The organism is Polynucleobacter sp. AP-Capit-er-40B-B4 (genome assembly GCF_018882245.1).
Taxonomy (GTDB): Bacteria; Pseudomonadota; Gammaproteobacteria; order Burkholderiales; family Burkholderiaceae; genus Polynucleobacter.
The window spans coordinates 935673-952767 of record NZ_JACVOV010000001.1; the positions used below are offsets into that span (position 1 = coordinate 935673).

Here is a 17095-nt window from a genome sequence, read left to right on the forward strand (position 1 = left end):
AAACATATGACTTCAACTAGCAGCGGCCAAATCAATGTAAATGCGCCAGCTTACGTAAAAAACAAGCGTTTAATTGAGTGGGTTGGCGAGGTTGCCGCCCTGACCAAGCCTGACGCCATTCGTTGGTGTGATGGCTCACAGGCTGAGTACGATGAGCTTTGCGAGTTGTTGGTTTCAGCGGGTGTATTTAAGCGCCTTAATCCTGCTAAACGTAAAAATTCCTTTTTAGCTTTATCTGATCCTGAAGATGTGGCGCGTGTTGAAGACCGCACCTTTATTTGTTCTGCCAAGAAAGAAGACGCTGGCCCAACCAATAACTGGGTTGAGCCTAGCGAGATGCGTGCAACATTAAATCCATTGTTTGATGGCTGCATGCGCGGCAGAACAATGTATGTTGTGCCATTTTCAATGGGCCCAATCGGCTCTCCAATCGCACACATTGGTGTTGAGCTGTCTGACAGCCCTTACGTTGCAATCAATATGAAGTTGATGACTCGTATGGGCAAAGCAGTTATCGATCAGTTGGGCGCTGACGGCGAGTTCGTTCCTTGTATCCACACTGTTGGCAAACCTTTGGCTGCCGGCGAAAAAGATGTTGCATGGCCTAACAACAAAAACAAATACATCGTTCATTACCCAGAAACTCGTGAGATCTGGTCCTTTGGCTCTGGCTACGGCGGCAATGCATTGTTGGGTAAAAAATGTTTTGCCTTACGCATTGCATCGAACATGGGTCGCGATCAAGGTTGGTTGGCTGAGCACATGTTGATTTTGGGTGTAACTTCACCTGAGGGTAAGAAATACCATATTGCTGCGGCATTCCCATCTGCTTGCGGCAAAACCAACTTCTCCATGATGATTCCTCCAGCAGGATTCGATGGTTGGAAAGTAACTACCATTGGTGACGACATTGCTTGGATTAAGCCACGTAAAGACCCTGTCACTGGTAAAACCCGTTTATTTGCGATCAACCCTGAGTCTGGATATTTTGGTGTAGCCCCTGGAACTAATCGTCAAACAAACCAAAACTGTATCGACTCATTGAACCAAGACGTGATTTTCACTAACGTTGGTTTGACTGATGATGGTGATGTTTGGTGGGAAGGTTTAACAGAAACTCCTCCAGCACATTTGATCGACTGGCAAGGTAAAGACTGGACTCCTGCTGATGGCGCTGCTGGTCGTAAAGCTGCACATCCAAATTCACGTTTCACTGTTGCTGCAACCAATAACCCAGCGGTTGATCCGAACTGGGATGATCCTGCAGGCGTTCCAATTGACGCTTTCTTGTTCGGCGGTCGCCGTTCAAACACTGTGCCTTTGGTTAGCGAAGCGCGCGATTGGGTTGAGGGTGTTTACATGGCCGCGACATTGGGCTCAGAAACAACCGCGGCAATTACCGGTCAAATTGGTGTTGTGCGTCGCGACCCATTTGCAATGATTGCGTTTGCTGGTTACAACATGAGTGACTACTTCCAGCATTGGTTAAATATTGGCAAGAAACTGGAAGCTGAAGGCGCTGTATTGCCGAAGATCTATTGTGTGAACTGGTTCCGCAAAGACGAAAATGGCAAGTTTGTATGGCCTGGCTTCGGCGAAAACATGCGCGTTCTTTCTTGGATTTTGAATCGTGCCGAAGGTAAAGCTAGCGGCAAAGAAACACCGTTTGGCATTACTCCAGAGTACGCAGATATGCACTGGGGCGGCCTTGATTACTCAGCGGAGAAGTTCACCAAAGCAATCAATGTTGGAATTGATGATTGGAAGAATGAGCTTAAGCTTCACACAGAATTGTTCGAACACCTTGGCGATCGTTTGCCAAAAGAGTTGAAAGAGACTCGCTCTAAGATCGAACAACGTTTGAATGCTTAATACTGATCAGTCTTTATCAAGCACAAACGTTTTATCTAGATTTATTAAATGACCAAACCCCAACACCATGAAATAGTGGTGATTGGGGCAGGCATTTCTGGAGCAACCATTGCAAATGAGTTGCTCGAGCGGGGCAAAGCGGTTTGTATTATTGACGCCGCCGCATCGCCAGCTACCGCTTGTTCCAGCCATGCTTATGCGATTGCTCATCCCCATATTGGCAAAGGCTCTCCACGTTTATTGCGTCTAACGCGCATTGCATTTTTGCTTGCGGAAGCGCGCTGGAAAAATGTATGGCAACAGCATGGAATATTTCAGCCGACCAAAAAAGACAAAGTATTTGATCGCGCACAAACGATGGAGTATCTTCACTCCTTAGATCTTGATGTCGATATGGCAATGGCCATGGATGCTAAAGAGGCGCAGCGAGTTTGTGGAATTGAGCAAAGCGGTGTTTGGTTGCCGCGAGGTGCCGGTTTAAATTTAAACGAAGCAAGTAAACAACTACTGAAGCATCACGATCGGCTAACTTCCGTTTGGAATACGCGCATTACTCGCCTTGAAAAGAGCGTTAATACGTGGCATTTATTTGATGCACAAAACCAGATGATCGCCTCGGCAGACAAGGTGGTTATAGCTTGCGCCATGGCAGCCAAGTCGTTAATGATCAGCATTGATATTCGCCTGCCTTTAAGGCCTGTACGTGGACAACTCAGCATTTTCTCGGTTCAAGAAGGAGATCCTTGGGCTAAAAGGTTGCCAAGCGTTGGTATTTCGGGTGATGGATATTGTTTGCCCGCGACACGTTTTGAGGACGGCAGTTATCAATGGATTGTGGGCTCCAGTTTTGACGAGGGTGAGGACGATCTTGCGCCGAGAGATGAAAGCGATGACTTTAATCGTGAGCAGGCCCGGGGCCTAATAGCCTATGAAGATGGCGATCTTTGCTCGTTGGTGAAAGTTGGTGAATTTGTGGGCGTTCGCTGCGTTGCCGGCGATCGATTGCCTATCATCGGCGCCCTCGCTCAGCGCCCGGGAATATTTCTGGCAACTGCCTTGGGGTCGCGAGGAATTTTGTGGTCCGCTCTAGCGGCTAAGCTGATTACTGCTCAGCTACTAGAGGATGACTTTGCTTTACTTGCGCGCTTTGGTTTTGCAGCTGATTTGGTTGCTGCACTTGCGCCTGCTCGCTTCTTTGCAGGGGCCTTAGCGACACCCTCCGCTTTGGGTGCTTTGGCCTCAAATTCAAAGCCAATTTTGCCCGTCGAATCTAAGGCTAAGTAGGCCTTAAACCCACGCCCAGTACGGTTCGACTTGAAGTTGGTCAGAAGATCGGTCTTGCCCTCTTTCAATAATTTTTGAACTTGTTCTGCAGACACTTCTTGTTGCAAAACAACCTTCCCTGTTTTGAAGTCACATGACTTGCTTGGGCCAGTATTGTTTTCGCAAACATAACGCATGCCATCTTCATAAACAGCACCAGAACATTTTGGGCAAACCCCTAAAGCTTGGCGGCCTGTGAAATCTACCGCTTCAGTTTCGTCATCTTGTGCGTTACCAAAATCAAACTCTAGTTTGAAACCAGCATTTGGATAGTCTTTATCGTCCTCTGGAATTTCACTCAACTTAATAATTGCTGCAAATGGCCTACCCATTTTGCTGCGGAATCCTTGCAGAGGGCCAATTGTTTTTTCGCGCAGTAACTCTTCAACTTCAGGGTATTCAAATGCACGTCCACCCGGTGTTTTGCTGATAGTAAAGCCACACTTTTCGCAAGCAAAACGACGGTAGTTTTCCTTTACCGGACCCTTACAGTGCGGGCATGGCGTGGTCATGGTGGCATAGTCGCCAGGGATAGTGTCACTATCGTATTCTTTAGCGCGTTTAACGATGCGCTGAGTCATTTGCGCGATCTCTTGCATGAAGGTATCGCGATTCATCTTGCCTTGCTCGATGAGAGAAAGTTTGTTCTCCCAACTGCCAGTTAAATCGGGGCGAGTAAGCTCTTCAACATCTAAACCGCGCAATAAAGTCATCAGCTGAAATGCTTTGGCTGTTGGTATTAGCTCACGCGCTTCGCGCACGATATATTTTTCAGCCAGCAGGCCTTCAATAATTGCCGCGCGTGTTGCTGGAGTGCCCAAGCCTTTTTCAGCCATGGCTTCGCGCATTTCATCATCATCTACCCACTTACCAGCGCTTTCCATTGCAGAGAGCAATGTTGCTTCTGTATAGCGTGCTGGCGGCTTTGTTTTTAATGGCACGGCAGCAATAGATTCTGTTTGGACCGATTCGCCCTCTTGAACGGGAACTAGCTCATCATCCGCCTGATTAGATTTGCCGTAGACCGTTAGCCAGCCTGGGTTTACGAGAACACGCCCCTCAGTTTTAAAGTGGTGTCCAGACGCCTCAGTAATGCGTGTAGTAACGCGGAATTCTGCAGCAGGATAAAAGACCGCCAGGAAACGACGCACTACCAAATCGTAGAGCTTTGCCTCGGGCTCGCTCAAATTCTTTGGCGTTTCTAGTGCTGGAATGATCGCAAAGTGATCGGAAATTTTGGAGTTATCGAAAATACGCTTGTTCGGTTTAATCCATCCGTAGCCTGCCTTGGCTTTTGGATCCTTAGGATCGCCTTGCAGAATTTGTTTCGCAAATGCACGATAGTCTTGAGAATTCTCAGAAAGATTCTCCATAGTTTGTTTAACCGTATCCAGATAATCTTCTGGCAGCGCTTTTGCATCAGTTCGCGGATACGTTAATACTTTATGACGCTCATATAAAGCCTGTGCAAGACCTAATGTATTTTTTGCAGAGAAGCCAAAGCGTGCATTTGCTTCGCGTTGCAAACTAGTTAAGTCAAATAGCTGCGGGGCAAGCTGTGTGGCTGGCTTGGCCTCTTCGGTTACGTTTGCTTTTTTGTCGCGACATGCCGCTACGATGCTTTGCGCAGCTGCTTCGCTCCATAGGCGATTCTCACGCGCATCTGGCTCGGCAGCATCTTTTTTAAATTTCGGATCAAACCAGCGGCCTTCATAGACGCCTGCTGCAGCAATGAATTCTGCTTTCACTTCCCAGTAGTCTTTAGAAATAAATTTCCGAATGAGCTCTTCTCTTTCAACCACAATGGAGAGTGTTGGGGTTTGAACACGACCTACCGTAGTTAAAAAGAAACCACCACTCTTGCTATTAAATGCAGTCATGGCGCGCGTGCCGTTAATGCCAACCAACCAATCGGCTTCAGAACGGCAACGCGCTGCGTCTGCAAGAGGTTGCATATCTTCATCGGTTCGTAAGTTGGCAAAGCCATCACGAATTGCTGCTGGTGTCATCGATTGCAGCCATAAGCGTTTAATGGATTGCGATGCTTTTGCATGTTGCGCAATCAAACGGAAAATCAACTCGCCTTCGCGCCCCGCGTCGCATGCATTAATCAGTGCGGTGACGTCTTTACGTTTAATAAGCTTTTGTAAAACCTTTAAGCGTGACTCTGTTTTGGCAATCGGACGCAAATCAAAATAAGGGGGCACCACTGGAAGGTTGGCAAAAGACCACTTGCCACGTTTTACGTCAAACTCTTCTGGAGCAGCGATTTCTAACAAATGGCCTACAGCAGAAGAAATTAGAAATTCATCGCTTTCAAAATAATCTTCATATTTTGTAAAGCCGCCTAGGGCTTTGGCAATGTCGTTGGCAACAGAGGGCTTCTCCGCAATGATGAGCGCCTTCGGGTGGTCCCCTGCGGTAGTCTTTGAACTGCTTTTTTTGGTAGTTGCTTTAGTTGCCACGCGTTTTGCCTAAATTTGAGCTAAAAATGATGTTTTACGGGGTAAAACTGAGGGTCGATTTATATTTAAATAGGACCCAGCTAACTACATGCCCCTTTTTTATTATTAACCGATAAATTAAGAAAAGTCCAAAAACACCCATTTTTCACCTATTTTGGAAGCAACAGATTGCCTATTGTTATAGCAAAAACCTGCTTTAAAGCCGTTTAAATGAGGGTTTTAAGCAAATATTGAGCTCCTCAAGTATGTCGCTTGGCCTAAAGGTCAGTTTTGCGCCTTGTTGAATCAGCAGGTGACATCCTATTGAATTGGGGTTACTTATAGAGCCCGGAAGGGCAAAAACCTCTCTTCCCAGGTCTGCAGCCAAACGCGCCGTAATGAGGGAGCCCGACCTCTTGGCCGCCTCTATGACTACAACGCCTAGCGATAGAGCCGCAATGATGCGATTTCTCCTGGGAAAGTGCCATGCTTTGGGGCCTGTCCCCATGGGTAGTTCCGACACCAGCAGCCCTTGTTGTCCAATAGCCTGTGAAAGGCTGATATTTTGGCGGGGATAAACAAGGTCTATGCCAGTGCCAAGTATGGCGGCGGTAAAGTGGCCAGGCCCAAGCTCAATAACGGCGTGGTGTGCTGCGCTATCAATGCCCAGGGCCATCCCAGAAACAATAAGCGCCCCAGCTTGGGCCAATTCCTGCGCAAGTTGACGGGCATTTTTTAAACCCTCGGGGCTGGCGTTTCTTGAGCCTACGATGGCAATCATGGGCTTCTTTAAAAGAGCGGGGTCTCCATATATATAGAGCGAGTCTGGAGGGTCGTTTAAATCGTAGAGGCGGCGTGGATAGTCACCACTTTCACGATCGATGCGGATGGCGTTAGTCGGCACAGGCGTTATTTGCATAAATCAATTTTGTGCCATAGGGGAATTAGAACAATCAGGACAGACTGATAGCTCTGTTGGATAATTCTTATATGGCTTTGTTAAACGTTCTTTGTTATCCAGATCCCCGCTTGCATAAGGTTGCAAAACCGGTTGCGCAGGTTGACGCGCGCATTAAAAAAATTGTCGCTGATATGGCTGAGACTATGTATGAGGCGCCCGGCGTTGGTTTGGCGGCAACTCAGGTAGATATTCATGAGCGCATCGTAGTGATCGATGTATCTGATGAGCAAAACGAGTTGATGGTTTTTATTAATCCGGAAATTATTTGGGCAAGTGCGGAAACAAAATCTTGGCGCGAAGGTTGTTTGTCTGTCCCTGAGTTTTATGACGAAGTTGAAAGACCAGCAGAAATTCGAGTTAAGGCATTAGATGTTGACGGTAAAGAGTTTGAAATAAATGCTGATGGCTTGTTGGCCGTTTGTTTACAGCACGAGTTAGATCACTTGCAAGGGAAAGTATTTGTTGAATATTTATCAATTCTCAAGCGAACTCGTATCTCACAAAAAATGAAGAAGCGCGCTAAAGAATTAGTAGGTCAGCGCTAAGCGCCCCAATGAAAATTGTCTTTGCTGGAACCCCGGAGTTTGCTGCGGAAGCAATGCGTGCAATCCACGCTGCTGGGCATGAAATTGTTTTGGCCTTCACTCAGCCTGACCGCCGTGCTGGCAGGGGCATGCATCTGCAAGCAAGCCCGGTTAAAGAGTTTGCTTTAGAAAACAATATTCCTGTATTACAGCCAGAAACATTAAGATGCACCAGTGCTGATCCACAAAAAAAAGCACAAGCCGAGGAAGCCTATGAGCACCTCTCCTCAACTGAGTTTGATGCGATGGTTGTTGTTGCATATGGGCTGATCTTGCCCCAAGAAATTTTAGATATTAGCGAGCGACCGGGAAGGTTTGGCAGTTTTAATATTCATGCCTCATTGCTTCCTCGTTGGCGTGGTGCCGCACCAATTCAGCGTGCGATTGAAGCCGGAGATGTAAAGACGGGCGTGTGCATTATGCAAATGAATGCGGGCCTTGATACTGGTGATGTAGTTTTGGATGCTGAGATTGTTATTGCGCGCGATGAAACAAGCGCCAGCTTGCATGATCGATTGGCACAGCTTGGCGCTGATTTGATTGTTAAAACTTTAGATACCTTGCAGCAAGGTAATGATTTGATTCGGGCGCCACAATTAAATGAAGGCATTACTTATGCTGAAAAAATACTAAAGAGCGAAGCAGAAATTGATTGGTCTTTAAGTGCGACAGAAATTGATCAACGTATTCGGGCTTTTAATCCTTTCCCTGGGGCCACCAGTCAGGTTAATGGGCTGGTAGTGAAGCTTTGGGATTCCAGGGTTCCGGAGATGGGGGTGATAGGCTCAACCGGAAGCGTTGGTGATGTTCTTGGGTTTAGTTGTGATGGCGTATATATTCAGTGTGGCGAGGGCATCCTTGAGGTGATGCATATGCAAAAACCTGGCGGCAAAAAAATAGACGCCAAAACCTGTCTACAGTCAATTGGCGTTGGTCAAAAACAGTTGCATTTTCTGTCAAAGGGGTAGAAATGTTTAATTTTGCAAAGACTGCTGTTTTGATGGCAGCAATTACCGCATTATTTATTGTGGTTGGTGGCATGCTGGGTGGCGAGCAGGGGATGTTGATGGCCTTGTTGATGGCTGTCGGCATGAATTTCTTTAGCTATTGGTTTTCAGACACCATGGTGTTGAAGATGACTAATGCACAACAGGTCGACGAAAGATCTGCGCCCCAGTTTTATGGATTGGTGAAGGAGTTGGCCGAGAAGGCTGGCTTGCCGATGCCTAAAGTATTTTTGATTAACGAGGATGCCCCAAATGCTTTTGCAACAGGGCGCAATCCAGAAAATGCCTCCGTTGCGGCAACAACTGGGATTTTAAAAATCCTCTCGAATCGTGAGTTGCGCGGCGTTATGGCTCACGAGCTTGCACATGTCCGCCATCGAGATATTTTGATTTCAACGGTGGCTGCAACTATGGCAGGAGCAATTTCAGCATTAGCTAACTTTGCGATGTTTTTTGGCGGACGCGATTCTGAGGGCAGACCTAACAATCCAATTGCGAGTTTGATGGTGGCGATATTGGCACCAATAGCGGCAAGCTTGATTCAGATGAGCATTTCGCGCGCGCGGGAATACGAGGCCGATCGCGGCGGTGCAGAAATTAGCTCTGATCCTGAGGCGCTTGCACACGCACTAGAAAAAATTCATAACTATGCTCAAGGCATTCCGTTTCAGGCTGTCGAGCAGCATCCAGAAACAGCGCAGATGATGATTCTGAATCCTCTTACTGCTGGCGGACTTGCGCAACTTTTCTCAACCCACCCTCCTACTGAAGAGCGGGTGGCACGCTTAATGCATATGGCTAAAAACGGGGCATACCCCGGAGCAAATTAATTTGACCGACCAAAAAACACCACGCAGTCTCCCGCTTTCAGAAGCAATCACTATTGCAGCACAAGCAATCAGCGAGGTAATGAGCGGAAGGTCACTTACAGAGGTCTTGGATCAACTAGAGCCCCATGAGCGCCCAATCGTTCAAAGCCTCAGTTTTGATGCGCTTCGAAAGTGGGTGCGCTCTCATGAATTAATCAAGCAATTTATTCCAAAGACTCCGCCGCCTGAAACAGAGCACTTACTAAGCGTGGCAATCGCTTTATTTTTGCAGGATGCAGCGGAAGGCAAAGGCTACCCGGCACACACCATTGTTGATCAGGCTGTGAAGGCATGTGGCGAATATGACAAGACTATGTACGCCAAGGGATTGGTGAATGCAGTGCTGCGCAAGGTAAGCCTCTTAGTGCAGCCGCCCGAAGGCGAGAAACGTTATCCACCCGACCCGATTCCAATGTATGTGCCTGCATGGTGGCGCGCAAATTTAAAACGTAATTACTCAAAACATTGGCAATCGATTTTGTTTCAGCAGGCCAAGCGCGCACCATTAATTTTGCGTGTTAATCAACGGCAATACACGCGCGAGCAATATCAATCACTATTGTCTGATGCCGGCATTCCATCAAAACCAATAGATGAAGTGGCTGGCATTCAATTGCCTTGTGCACTTTTAGTTCCAGAAGCTGTGCCCGTTTCTGATTTGCCTGGTTTTTATAGTGGCGCTGTATCTGTACAAGATGCGGGAGCACAACTAGCTGCGATTTTGTTGAGCCCACAGGAGGGCGAATTAGTGCTAGATGCATGCGCTGCTCCTGGCGGAAAAACCGCACATTTATTGGAGCTTGCCGATTGTTCAATGCAGGCCTTGGAATTAGATGGCGAGCGGATTGGAAAAATTAGCGGCAATCTAGATCGCCTTCGCCTGCATTCTGAAAAGGTAAGAGTGTTGCGTGGAGATGCGTCTAAAGCCGCATGGTGGGATGGGGTTCTTTTTGACAAAATTTTGCTTGATGCGCCTTGTTCTGCCTCGGGAATTGTGTCTCGACATCCAGATATTCCATTTTTAAGACGTGAGGCGGATGTAAAAGCGCTGCAAGAAAGACAGCGCGGTATTCTGAATCAGGCGTGGAAGATGCTCAAGCCGGGTGGCGCCCTCTTGTATGTAACTTGCTCAATATTTGTCGAAGAGGGCGAGGATCAAGCCAATTGGTTTGCTGAGCAGCATTCCGATGCGGTACGATTAGACGCTCCAGGCCAGCTTTTGCCGGGCGAACTAAATGACGGTTTTTATTATGCTTTGTTTAAGAAAAATGGGCCATGAGCCGAAGAATTAAACAATTCCTCTTCTTGCTCTTAATGGTTATGGGGATGATCTCCACTACCGTTAGTGCAGAAGGCATCAAGATCAAATCCTTTGAGCTGGAAAGGTCCGATAACGACTGGTTATTGAGCGCCACGTTTCAGATCGAACTGTCTCCAGGACTAGAAGACGCAGTACAAAAAGGTGTAGTGCTGTACTTCCAAACCGAGTTTGATCTAACGAGATCACGTTGGTATTGGTTCGATGAAAAGCCAGCCCTTATTCAAAGGCAAACCCGCTTGTCATATCAGCCCTTAACGCAGCAGTACCGCATTGCCTCCGAAGGTTTTACTTTCTCAGCTAAATCAATGTCTGAAGCATTGCAAGCGGTAGGCAGCATTGGTGGATGGCGTGTAATGGAGAATTCACAGCTAGACCCAGGGAAGTCATATACAGCAAGTATGCGTATGACCTTAGACCTTAGCAAACTGCCAAAGCCGTTTCAGGTCAATGCTCTGAACAACCGCGATTGGAATGTTTCTAGTGATTGGTATCGTTTCCCATTTTCCTCAAACGGCCCTAATCTGATTAAGCGATGAGATCTATAGCAACCCTGCTGGACTCAGGCTTTTTTACATCAAAAGCGTTGGGCAAAAAAGTTGTGCCAATCACGATTGGATTAATTGGCTTATTCGCTCTATTACTATTGGTTCTATTGGCAATAGCCTCATCCAATACAGAATTTTTTGATAACTATTTCATTTGGCTGTACGCCGCGAATGTAGTCATTGGCGTTTGTTTGACTTTAGTTATTTTGACTCTAGTAGGCGTGATCGCGGTACGCTGGTATCGAGGCCATTTTGGCACCCGCTTGATTGCCAAACTGGCGATGATTTTTGCTTTGGTTGGTATTGTTCCCGGATTAATTTTGTACGGCGTATCTTTGCAGTTCGTATCCCGAAGCATTGAAACTTGGTTTGATGTGAAGGTAGAGTCAGCATTAAATTCCGGCTTGGAATTAGGGCGAGTGACTCTGCGGGTCGCCGAGGAAGAGATTTTGGGTGAGGGCAACTTTATTGCAGAACAAATTGTTCAAGCCCCTTCGGGTGCAACAGCTGATCAGGTTGGCGCCACGATTATGAAGATTCGCAACCAATTCGGCATCCAAGAGGTAAGCCTCTTCACTATGCAGCGGAACTTGATTGTTACTAGCGAGCTAAAGCCTAAAAAATATTTTCCCGCGCCCAGTGCAGAGGTGGTTGCTGAGGCATTTAAAAAGAAAGGGATAACTTTTCTAGATCAAATTGAAATGGATGGCGGGCAGCGCGGTTATCGAATTAGGGCAATTATTCCGGTTGTTCGTAAAAAAACTATTCATAGCAAATTAGATTCTGGCAAAGATGCGGACGATAAATATTTTTTACAACTCGTGCGCTATATTCCAACCCCATTGGCTAAAAACATTTTTGCGGTTGAGTCTGCTTATAGTGAGTATCAAGAAAAATCGTTAGGGCGCACAGGCCTGCGGAAGATGTTTGTGGGCACCCTAACCCTTACACTTTTCTTTGCAGTATTTGTTGCGATTACCTTGGCACTCATGCTGGGTAGGCAGTTAGCTCGCCCACTCTTAATGCTGTTGAAGGGCACGCAAGCGGTTGCCCAGGGAGATTTATCACCTAAGCCTGAGTTGGATACTGGCGATGAACTAGGGATGCTTACACGTCAATTTAATGTCATGACAAGGCAGCTGGCAGATACTCGCACCTCTTTACAAGAATCCAAGGCATTCTTAGAGCGCGTTCTAGGGAGCCTTACTGCAGGCGTATGCATTTTTGATAAAAACTATAACGTTGTATCTAGCAATGCAGGGGCGGACCGAATTTTTGGTCAAGACCTCACTCAGCTTGACGGAAAACCCCTGAGTAGCAGTCCTGCTTTGCAAGAGTTTGAGGGCGCGATTAAAGAGGGCTTTGCGACCATGAAGCTTGCTGTGGTTAGCGAGGGCGATGCAGCGCAAAATACCAAACAAACCAATGCTCCTGTGTGGCAGAAACAAATTCAGCTACACAGCACTAATGAGTTTGAAAATGAACTAGGCGTTACTTTATTTGTGCGTGGCACAGAGTTGACTGGTGATTTACGCATGGTTGTTTTTGATGACATTACCGATGTGGTGAGCGCACAAAGATCGATTGCATGGAGCGAAGTGGCAAGACGCCTTGCCCATGAGATTAAAAACCCTCTAACACCTATTCAGCTCTCCGCCGAAAGGTTGCAACATAAGCTCGCTGGAAAGCTGAGTCCAGAGCAAGAAGAAATGATCAATCGCAGCACTGAAACCATTATTGGTCAGGTGCAGGCCATGAAAGAAATGGTGAATGACTTTAGGGATTTTGCTAAGACGCCAACCCCACAATTGAAGCCGGTATCAATTAATACGCTCACTTCAGAGATTTTGGGTCTTTATGAAGGAAGCCCATTAAAAACGAAATTGGATCCATCTTGCCCAAATATTATGGGTGACCCAACCCAGTTGCGGCAGGTGATTCATAACTTACTCCAAAATGCCCAAGATGCCACTCTTGAGGGCCCGAACCCTAGCAGCCCAGTTGAGGTGAAAACAGAGTTGGTGCCTTACGGTGAGCATAATGGCGTAGTTCAAAATGCAGTGCGATTAACAATAAGTGATTGTGGAGTTGGATTTCCAGCTAAGATATTGGCAAGAGCCTTTGAGCCGTATGTAACAACAAAGAGCAAAGGTACTGGATTAGGCTTGGCAGTAGTGAAAAAAATTGTTGATGATCACGCTGCAAAAATTGAAATTAGAAATCGTATGCAGGGCGATGAAGTAGTTGGTGCGCAGGTATCAATATTGTTTATGAATCTAGCAAAAGAGGCAGCCTAAGCATGGCTAGTATTTTGGTTGTTGATGATGAGATGGGAATTCGTGAGCTTCTCAATGAGATTCTGACGGATGAGGGCCATACTGTGTACGCCGCAGAGAGTGCGATACAAGCACGCACCATTCGCGAACAAATGCGTCCTGATCTGGTGCTGCTCGATATTTGGATGCCAGATACCGACGGCATTACTTTATTAAAAGAATGGTCTAACACCGGCCAGCTCACTATGCCCGTGGTGATGATGTCTGGCCACGCAACAATTGATACCGCTGTTGAAGCAACTCGAATTGGCGCTCTAAACTTTTTAGAAAAGCCGATTGCATTACAAAAGCTTTTGAAGACAGTTAGCAAGGCTTTAGAGAGCTCTCCAAAATATGTTGAACCTGAACAAGAGCGCGCTGTTCAGGCCAGCACAAACGCAGTGGCAACACCAAAGCAGGTGATTGTTGAGTCGGCTCCTGCGCCTGCCGAAGGTGAATACATCAGCGGAATAGCAAAAACGTATTTCGACCTCCCATTAAGAGAGGCTAGGGATCTCTTTGAAAAAGCGTATTTTGAGCATCAAATGCAAATCATGGGCGGCAGCATGACCAAGATTTCCGAGTACACAGGTCTTGAGCGCACCCATTTGTATCGCAAGCTTAAGGCGCTAGGAATAGATACATCGCGGAACAAAGGCGAGAGCTAGACCCCTGTTATCCAAGGGCATGCAGCCCATAAAATTAGGCAAATCCCCCAAATCAAGGGCGCTTAAAGCAAATTCGTTATAATTCCAAGTCTTGGCCTGGTAGCTCAGTCGGTAGAGCAGAGGATTGAAAAAAATATTTTTCGATGTTTGACAGTTGTAAACATTAGCTCAAAGCTTCTCTTCACAGCGCCGTTCAATTCGCAGAAATATCTGCGGCACTCAATAAAAAAATCACACACATAATTTTGTTCGCAGAGTATTGCGTGGGATTTTTGCGACGATAAAAAACTAATCGTCGTCCAAGTAGGCGTTTGAAAACATACTTGCGTGTATGAGTTCGCTACAACAATTATTCACAACACAGTTTGATGCAAACACTATTAAACAAGTAAAGCTGATGGACGGCAAAGCCTTGCTGTATAAGCGTCCGCAGTCATCACAGTGGCAAGTGCGATTTAAGTTGGCAAACAACAAGTGGCATAGCACGACAACAAATACTACTGACATAGAGCAAGCAAAGATAAATGCGATTGTAATATATGAAACAGTAAAAATAAAAACAGACGCTGGCTTGGCAATCACTACGAAAACATTTAAGCAGATTGCGTTAGATGAAATTGCAAATATGAGTAGAGCATTGAATAACAACATTGGTCGTCGTTGTTATAGAGATTATATTTTTGCAATCAATAAATATCTCATTCCTTTTTTTGGCGCCTACGAAATAGAAAACATTACAACAGAGATGCTTGCAGATTTTGATGCGTGGCGAATTACTGAAATGAATAAAGTACCGATGGCAAGCACGAAACGCAATCACGCAAGTGCATATATTCGTGTTGTGAATTTAGCGAGAGAGCGTGGCTATGTTGCACACAATCGTGCTGTGCCAATGTTAGACAGCAAAGGCAAGCGTAGTCAGCCTCGCCCAGCTTTTAGTAAAGAAGAAATTATTGATTTGATAAGTTATACAGAGACTTGGGTAAGGAGTAGCTATACAGAACGCACAAAACTAATGCGAACGCTGTGTGTTGCTTACATAGAATTTTTGGTAAACACTGGAGTTAGACACGGCACAGAAGCACTACGCTTGCGTTGGAAACACTTGCAGTGGCATTGGATAGGCAATAAAAAATATTTGCGTGTTTGGGTAAGTGGCAAGACTGGTCCACGCTACCTAATTGCTAAGCACGAAGTAATCAAAGTATTTGAGCGTCTAATGCGTTGGCATAAGTTGGACTACACAAACTTAAATGGACTAATTGAAGCTAAGTTAGACAAAGCCATCTTTTGTTTGCCTGACAACACGCAGATAAGCAATATGGAAAATATATTTAGAAACTTAATGGTGCGAAGCAGTATGCGTAAGGATAGTGGTGGCTTAAACCGAACGCTGTATAGCTTGCGTCATACCTACGCTACTTTTGCGTTAGCAAGCGGCATTGATATACATACGCTTGCTAAGCAAATGGGAACTAGCGTGAATATGATTGAACGGCACTACAGCAAAATGACAGCAACAATGGCAGCAGAGAGATTGGCATAACAATGTAATATTGGTTATCTGCTTACTTTTTATATATGTGACTTATGGCACGCTTTAATAACGAGACACGCAAGAAGCGTATTAAAGAGCTAATGCGTATGTTGGAAAAAGGATTGGATGTTTCGCCGCGTGACTTTAATAATGCGGTTGGCAAAGACTTTGCAAAACTATACAAACAGCGTTGGGCTGAGCAACAAGAGTTGCGTGAAATAAAACCACCGCAAGAAGTAAAAGAGTATGAGCAAATGCTACAAGAAGCAGTGATGTGGCACGGAAAATTGGATAGCTATAGCGGACGCAATCCCAAAGTTGGCAAAGTAATTGTCAATCGCATTAAAAAAGCAGACGAGATTAAAAATAAGACTGACGGCTTATTTGAGCGAGCATACGAAAAATTACAAGAAATTATTAGCAAAGACAAAACATTGGCAGTATGGTTTGACAGAGATATTGATTTTAGTTTTGACAGCGATATAAGTTTAGATAGCGATGGTATGCCACGCTTGATTACAAGTAAGAGTGCGAATAATTTGGCACAAGGACGATTACAGCAATTGCACGGATGGAAAACAAAAGCACAAGTGAAGTTAGATGTAATGGCATTAGCGTTAGAGGAATTGGTAAAGCAAGAACGCACAGCAGAAGAAATTGAAGCAGAGTTAAAACAAAACCAACAACAAGCAGAGAAGTTAAAAGGAATGCTTGCTAACTTGAAGAAGCAAGGCAAGTAAGGATGGTTTGGCTGACTACACAGCTAAAAAACCTACACATAAAGCCCACTAGCCATAAGCCTTTTATATGTATGTTTTTCGACTGTGTGCCTGACCATCAAATCCTTGCCAACCAAGTAATCCATCACACCACAGCCAAATTCTCCACAGCGTTTCTCATAAGCTCACTATTGCAGTCGATATAGCATTGCACACTACTAAGTGCTTTATGTCCGCTTAATCCCATAATCACTCTTACGCCGATACCTTTGTTTGCAAGCGTGGTTATGAAGGTACGACGCGACGAATGTGAGCTTGCTCCATCCAACCCAACACGCTTATACAAATAGTGAAAGTGCTGTGTAAGCGTATTTGCCGTAAAGCCGTCGCTATCCTTCTTTTGACTATAGAAGAACTTATTGCTTGGATTTGAGTTGGCATATACCTTTACGTATTGCTGTAGCTCTTTTCGTAACTTCTCGTTCACAAATACCGTTCTTGCTTCATTAGTCTTTGTATTCTCTGCCAATAAGCGTATTTCATTCTTTATGTTGCCTTCGCTATCAACAACATCTTTAATTCTCAAACTTGCTACCTCGCTGACACGCATTCCCGTATTAAACATAATTAACACTAACGCTCTATTGCGTTGTGAGTGTTTTCTTGTTGAACAGTAATCAAGTACTTTACGGATTTCTGTGCTGTTTAGAACCTTTGCTTGCTTAGTCATAACTTTTTCCTTCTTTAACCAAATGTTTGCTAAGCGTTTAATGTATTTTCTTTTGTATCTTTCTGCGACCGTTTCGTGTGTGTATGCTGTCAAATTAAATTCTTTCCAATAATCAATGAGATATGTAGGTTTTGACGAGAAACCAAAGCTTCTTTGTATTTCCTTACATATAACTATTTATTGATAGTGTTGGATTTTGA

13 protein-coding genes and 1 pseudogene are annotated in these 17095 nt (G+C 45.5%); 11 read left to right on the top strand and 3 right to left on the bottom strand.

What is annotated here, in order from left to right:
• The first annotated feature begins 6 nt into the window (after positions 1 to 6).
• Positions 7 to 1872, top strand: coding sequence for a phosphoenolpyruvate carboxykinase (GTP) (locus ICN19_RS04770; RefSeq protein ID WP_216245943.1), 1866 nt, complete (start codon positions 7 to 9; stop codon positions 1870 to 1872).
• A 48-nt stretch (positions 1873 to 1920) separates the two neighbouring features.
• Positions 1921 to 3012 (top strand): annotated as a pseudogene (mnmC, locus tag ICN19_RS10200) (FAD-dependent 5-carboxymethylaminomethyl-2-thiouridine(34) oxidoreductase MnmC); the annotation flags it as partial.
• Here the strand turns inward: mnmC and ICN19_RS04775 are convergent.
• Positions 2982 to 5660 (bottom strand): DNA topoisomerase III, encoded by a 2679-nt coding sequence (locus ICN19_RS04775; RefSeq protein WP_216245944.1) that lies wholly within the window; start codon positions 5658 to 5660, stop codon positions 2982 to 2984. The pseudogene mnmC and the gene ICN19_RS04775 sit on opposite strands and share 31 nt — an antisense overlap.
• A 196-nt stretch (positions 5661 to 5856) precedes the next feature.
• On the bottom strand, positions 5857 to 6558 hold the full coding sequence (dprA, locus tag ICN19_RS04780) for a DNA-processing protein DprA (RefSeq protein WP_216245945.1): 702 nt from the start codon (positions 6556 to 6558) through the stop codon (positions 5857 to 5859).
• A 71-nt stretch (positions 6559 to 6629) separates the two neighbouring features.
• Between dprA and def the strand changes: the two genes are divergently transcribed.
• From def to ICN19_RS04825, 9 genes are all read left to right on the top strand, one after another.
• Complete coding sequence (gene def / locus ICN19_RS04785; RefSeq protein ID WP_216245946.1) at positions 6630 to 7145, top strand: peptide deformylase; 516 nt, start codon at positions 6630 to 6632, stop codon at positions 7143 to 7145.
• Positions 7146 to 7153: 8 nt separating this feature from the next.
• A complete protein-coding gene (fmt, locus tag ICN19_RS04790; RefSeq protein ID WP_216245947.1) occupies positions 7154 to 8152 on the top strand; it encodes a methionyl-tRNA formyltransferase in 999 nt (332 codons plus the stop codon).
• Positions 8153 to 8154: 2 nt separating this feature from the next.
• On the top strand, positions 8155 to 9021 hold the full coding sequence (gene htpX, locus ICN19_RS04795; RefSeq protein ID WP_216245948.1) for a zinc metalloprotease HtpX: 867 nt from the start codon (positions 8155 to 8157) through the stop codon (positions 9019 to 9021).
• Between the two features lies 1 nt (position 9022).
• Entirely contained in the window at positions 9023 to 10339 is a 1317-nt protein-coding gene (gene rsmB / locus ICN19_RS04800) for a 16S rRNA (cytosine(967)-C(5))-methyltransferase RsmB (protein WP_216245949.1), read from the top strand.
• Positions 10336 to 10917, top strand: a complete 582-nt coding sequence (locus ICN19_RS04805) for a DUF4390 domain-containing protein (protein ID WP_255536930.1) — start codon at positions 10336 to 10338, stop codon at positions 10915 to 10917. Before rsmB ends, ICN19_RS04805 begins: the two co-directional genes overlap by 4 nt.
• On the top strand, positions 10914 to 13223 hold the full coding sequence (locus tag ICN19_RS04810) for an ATP-binding protein (RefSeq protein ID WP_216245950.1): 2310 nt from the start codon (positions 10914 to 10916) through the stop codon (positions 13221 to 13223). Before ICN19_RS04805 ends, ICN19_RS04810 begins: the two co-directional genes overlap by 4 nt.
• 2 nt (positions 13224 to 13225) lie before the next feature.
• On the top strand, positions 13226 to 13909 hold the full coding sequence (locus tag ICN19_RS04815; RefSeq protein ID WP_216245951.1) for a response regulator: 684 nt from the start codon (positions 13226 to 13228) through the stop codon (positions 13907 to 13909).
• Between the two features lie 331 nt (positions 13910 to 14240).
• A complete protein-coding gene (locus ICN19_RS04820; RefSeq protein WP_216245952.1) occupies positions 14241 to 15455 on the top strand; it encodes a tyrosine-type recombinase/integrase in 1215 nt (404 codons plus the stop codon).
• A gap of 44 nt (positions 15456 to 15499) precedes the next feature.
• A complete protein-coding gene (locus tag ICN19_RS04825) occupies positions 15500 to 16186 on the top strand; it encodes a hypothetical protein (protein WP_216245953.1) in 687 nt (228 codons plus the stop codon).
• Positions 16187 to 16310: 124 nt separating this feature from the next.
• On the opposite strand, the gene ICN19_RS04830 is transcribed toward ICN19_RS04825, so the two are convergent.
• Entirely contained in the window at positions 16311 to 16895 is a 585-nt protein-coding gene (locus tag ICN19_RS04830; RefSeq protein ID WP_216245954.1) for a site-specific integrase, read from the bottom strand.
• Positions 16896 to 17095: the final 200 nt, after the last annotated feature.

Coding starts and splice junctions, on each gene's coding strand:
- def (WP_216245946.1), top strand. CDS start 6,630: ATGGCTTTGTTAAACGTTCTTTGTTATCCAGATCCCCGCTTGCATAAG.
- ICN19_RS04805 (WP_255536930.1), top strand. CDS start 10,336: ATGAGCCGAAGAATTAAACAATTCCTCTTCTTGCTCTTAATGGTTATG.
- fmt (WP_216245947.1), top strand. CDS start 7,154: ATGAAAATTGTCTTTGCTGGAACCCCGGAGTTTGCTGCGGAAGCAATG.
- ICN19_RS04770 (WP_216245943.1), top strand. CDS start 7: ATGACTTCAACTAGCAGCGGCCAAATCAATGTAAATGCGCCAGCTTAC.
- ICN19_RS04830 (WP_216245954.1), bottom strand. CDS start 16,895: ATGACTAAGCAAGCAAAGGTTCTAAACAGCACAGAAATCCGTAAAGTA.
- ICN19_RS04810 (WP_216245950.1), top strand. CDS start 10,914: ATGAGATCTATAGCAACCCTGCTGGACTCAGGCTTTTTTACATCAAAA.
- ICN19_RS04820 (WP_216245952.1), top strand. CDS start 14,241: ATGAGTTCGCTACAACAATTATTCACAACACAGTTTGATGCAAACACT.
- htpX (WP_216245948.1), top strand. CDS start 8,155: ATGTTTAATTTTGCAAAGACTGCTGTTTTGATGGCAGCAATTACCGCA.
- dprA (WP_216245945.1), bottom strand. CDS start 6,558: ATGCAAATAACGCCTGTGCCGACTAACGCCATCCGCATCGATCGTGAA.
- ICN19_RS04815 (WP_216245951.1), top strand. CDS start 13,226: ATGGCTAGTATTTTGGTTGTTGATGATGAGATGGGAATTCGTGAGCTT.
- ICN19_RS04825 (WP_216245953.1), top strand. CDS start 15,500: ATGGCACGCTTTAATAACGAGACACGCAAGAAGCGTATTAAAGAGCTA.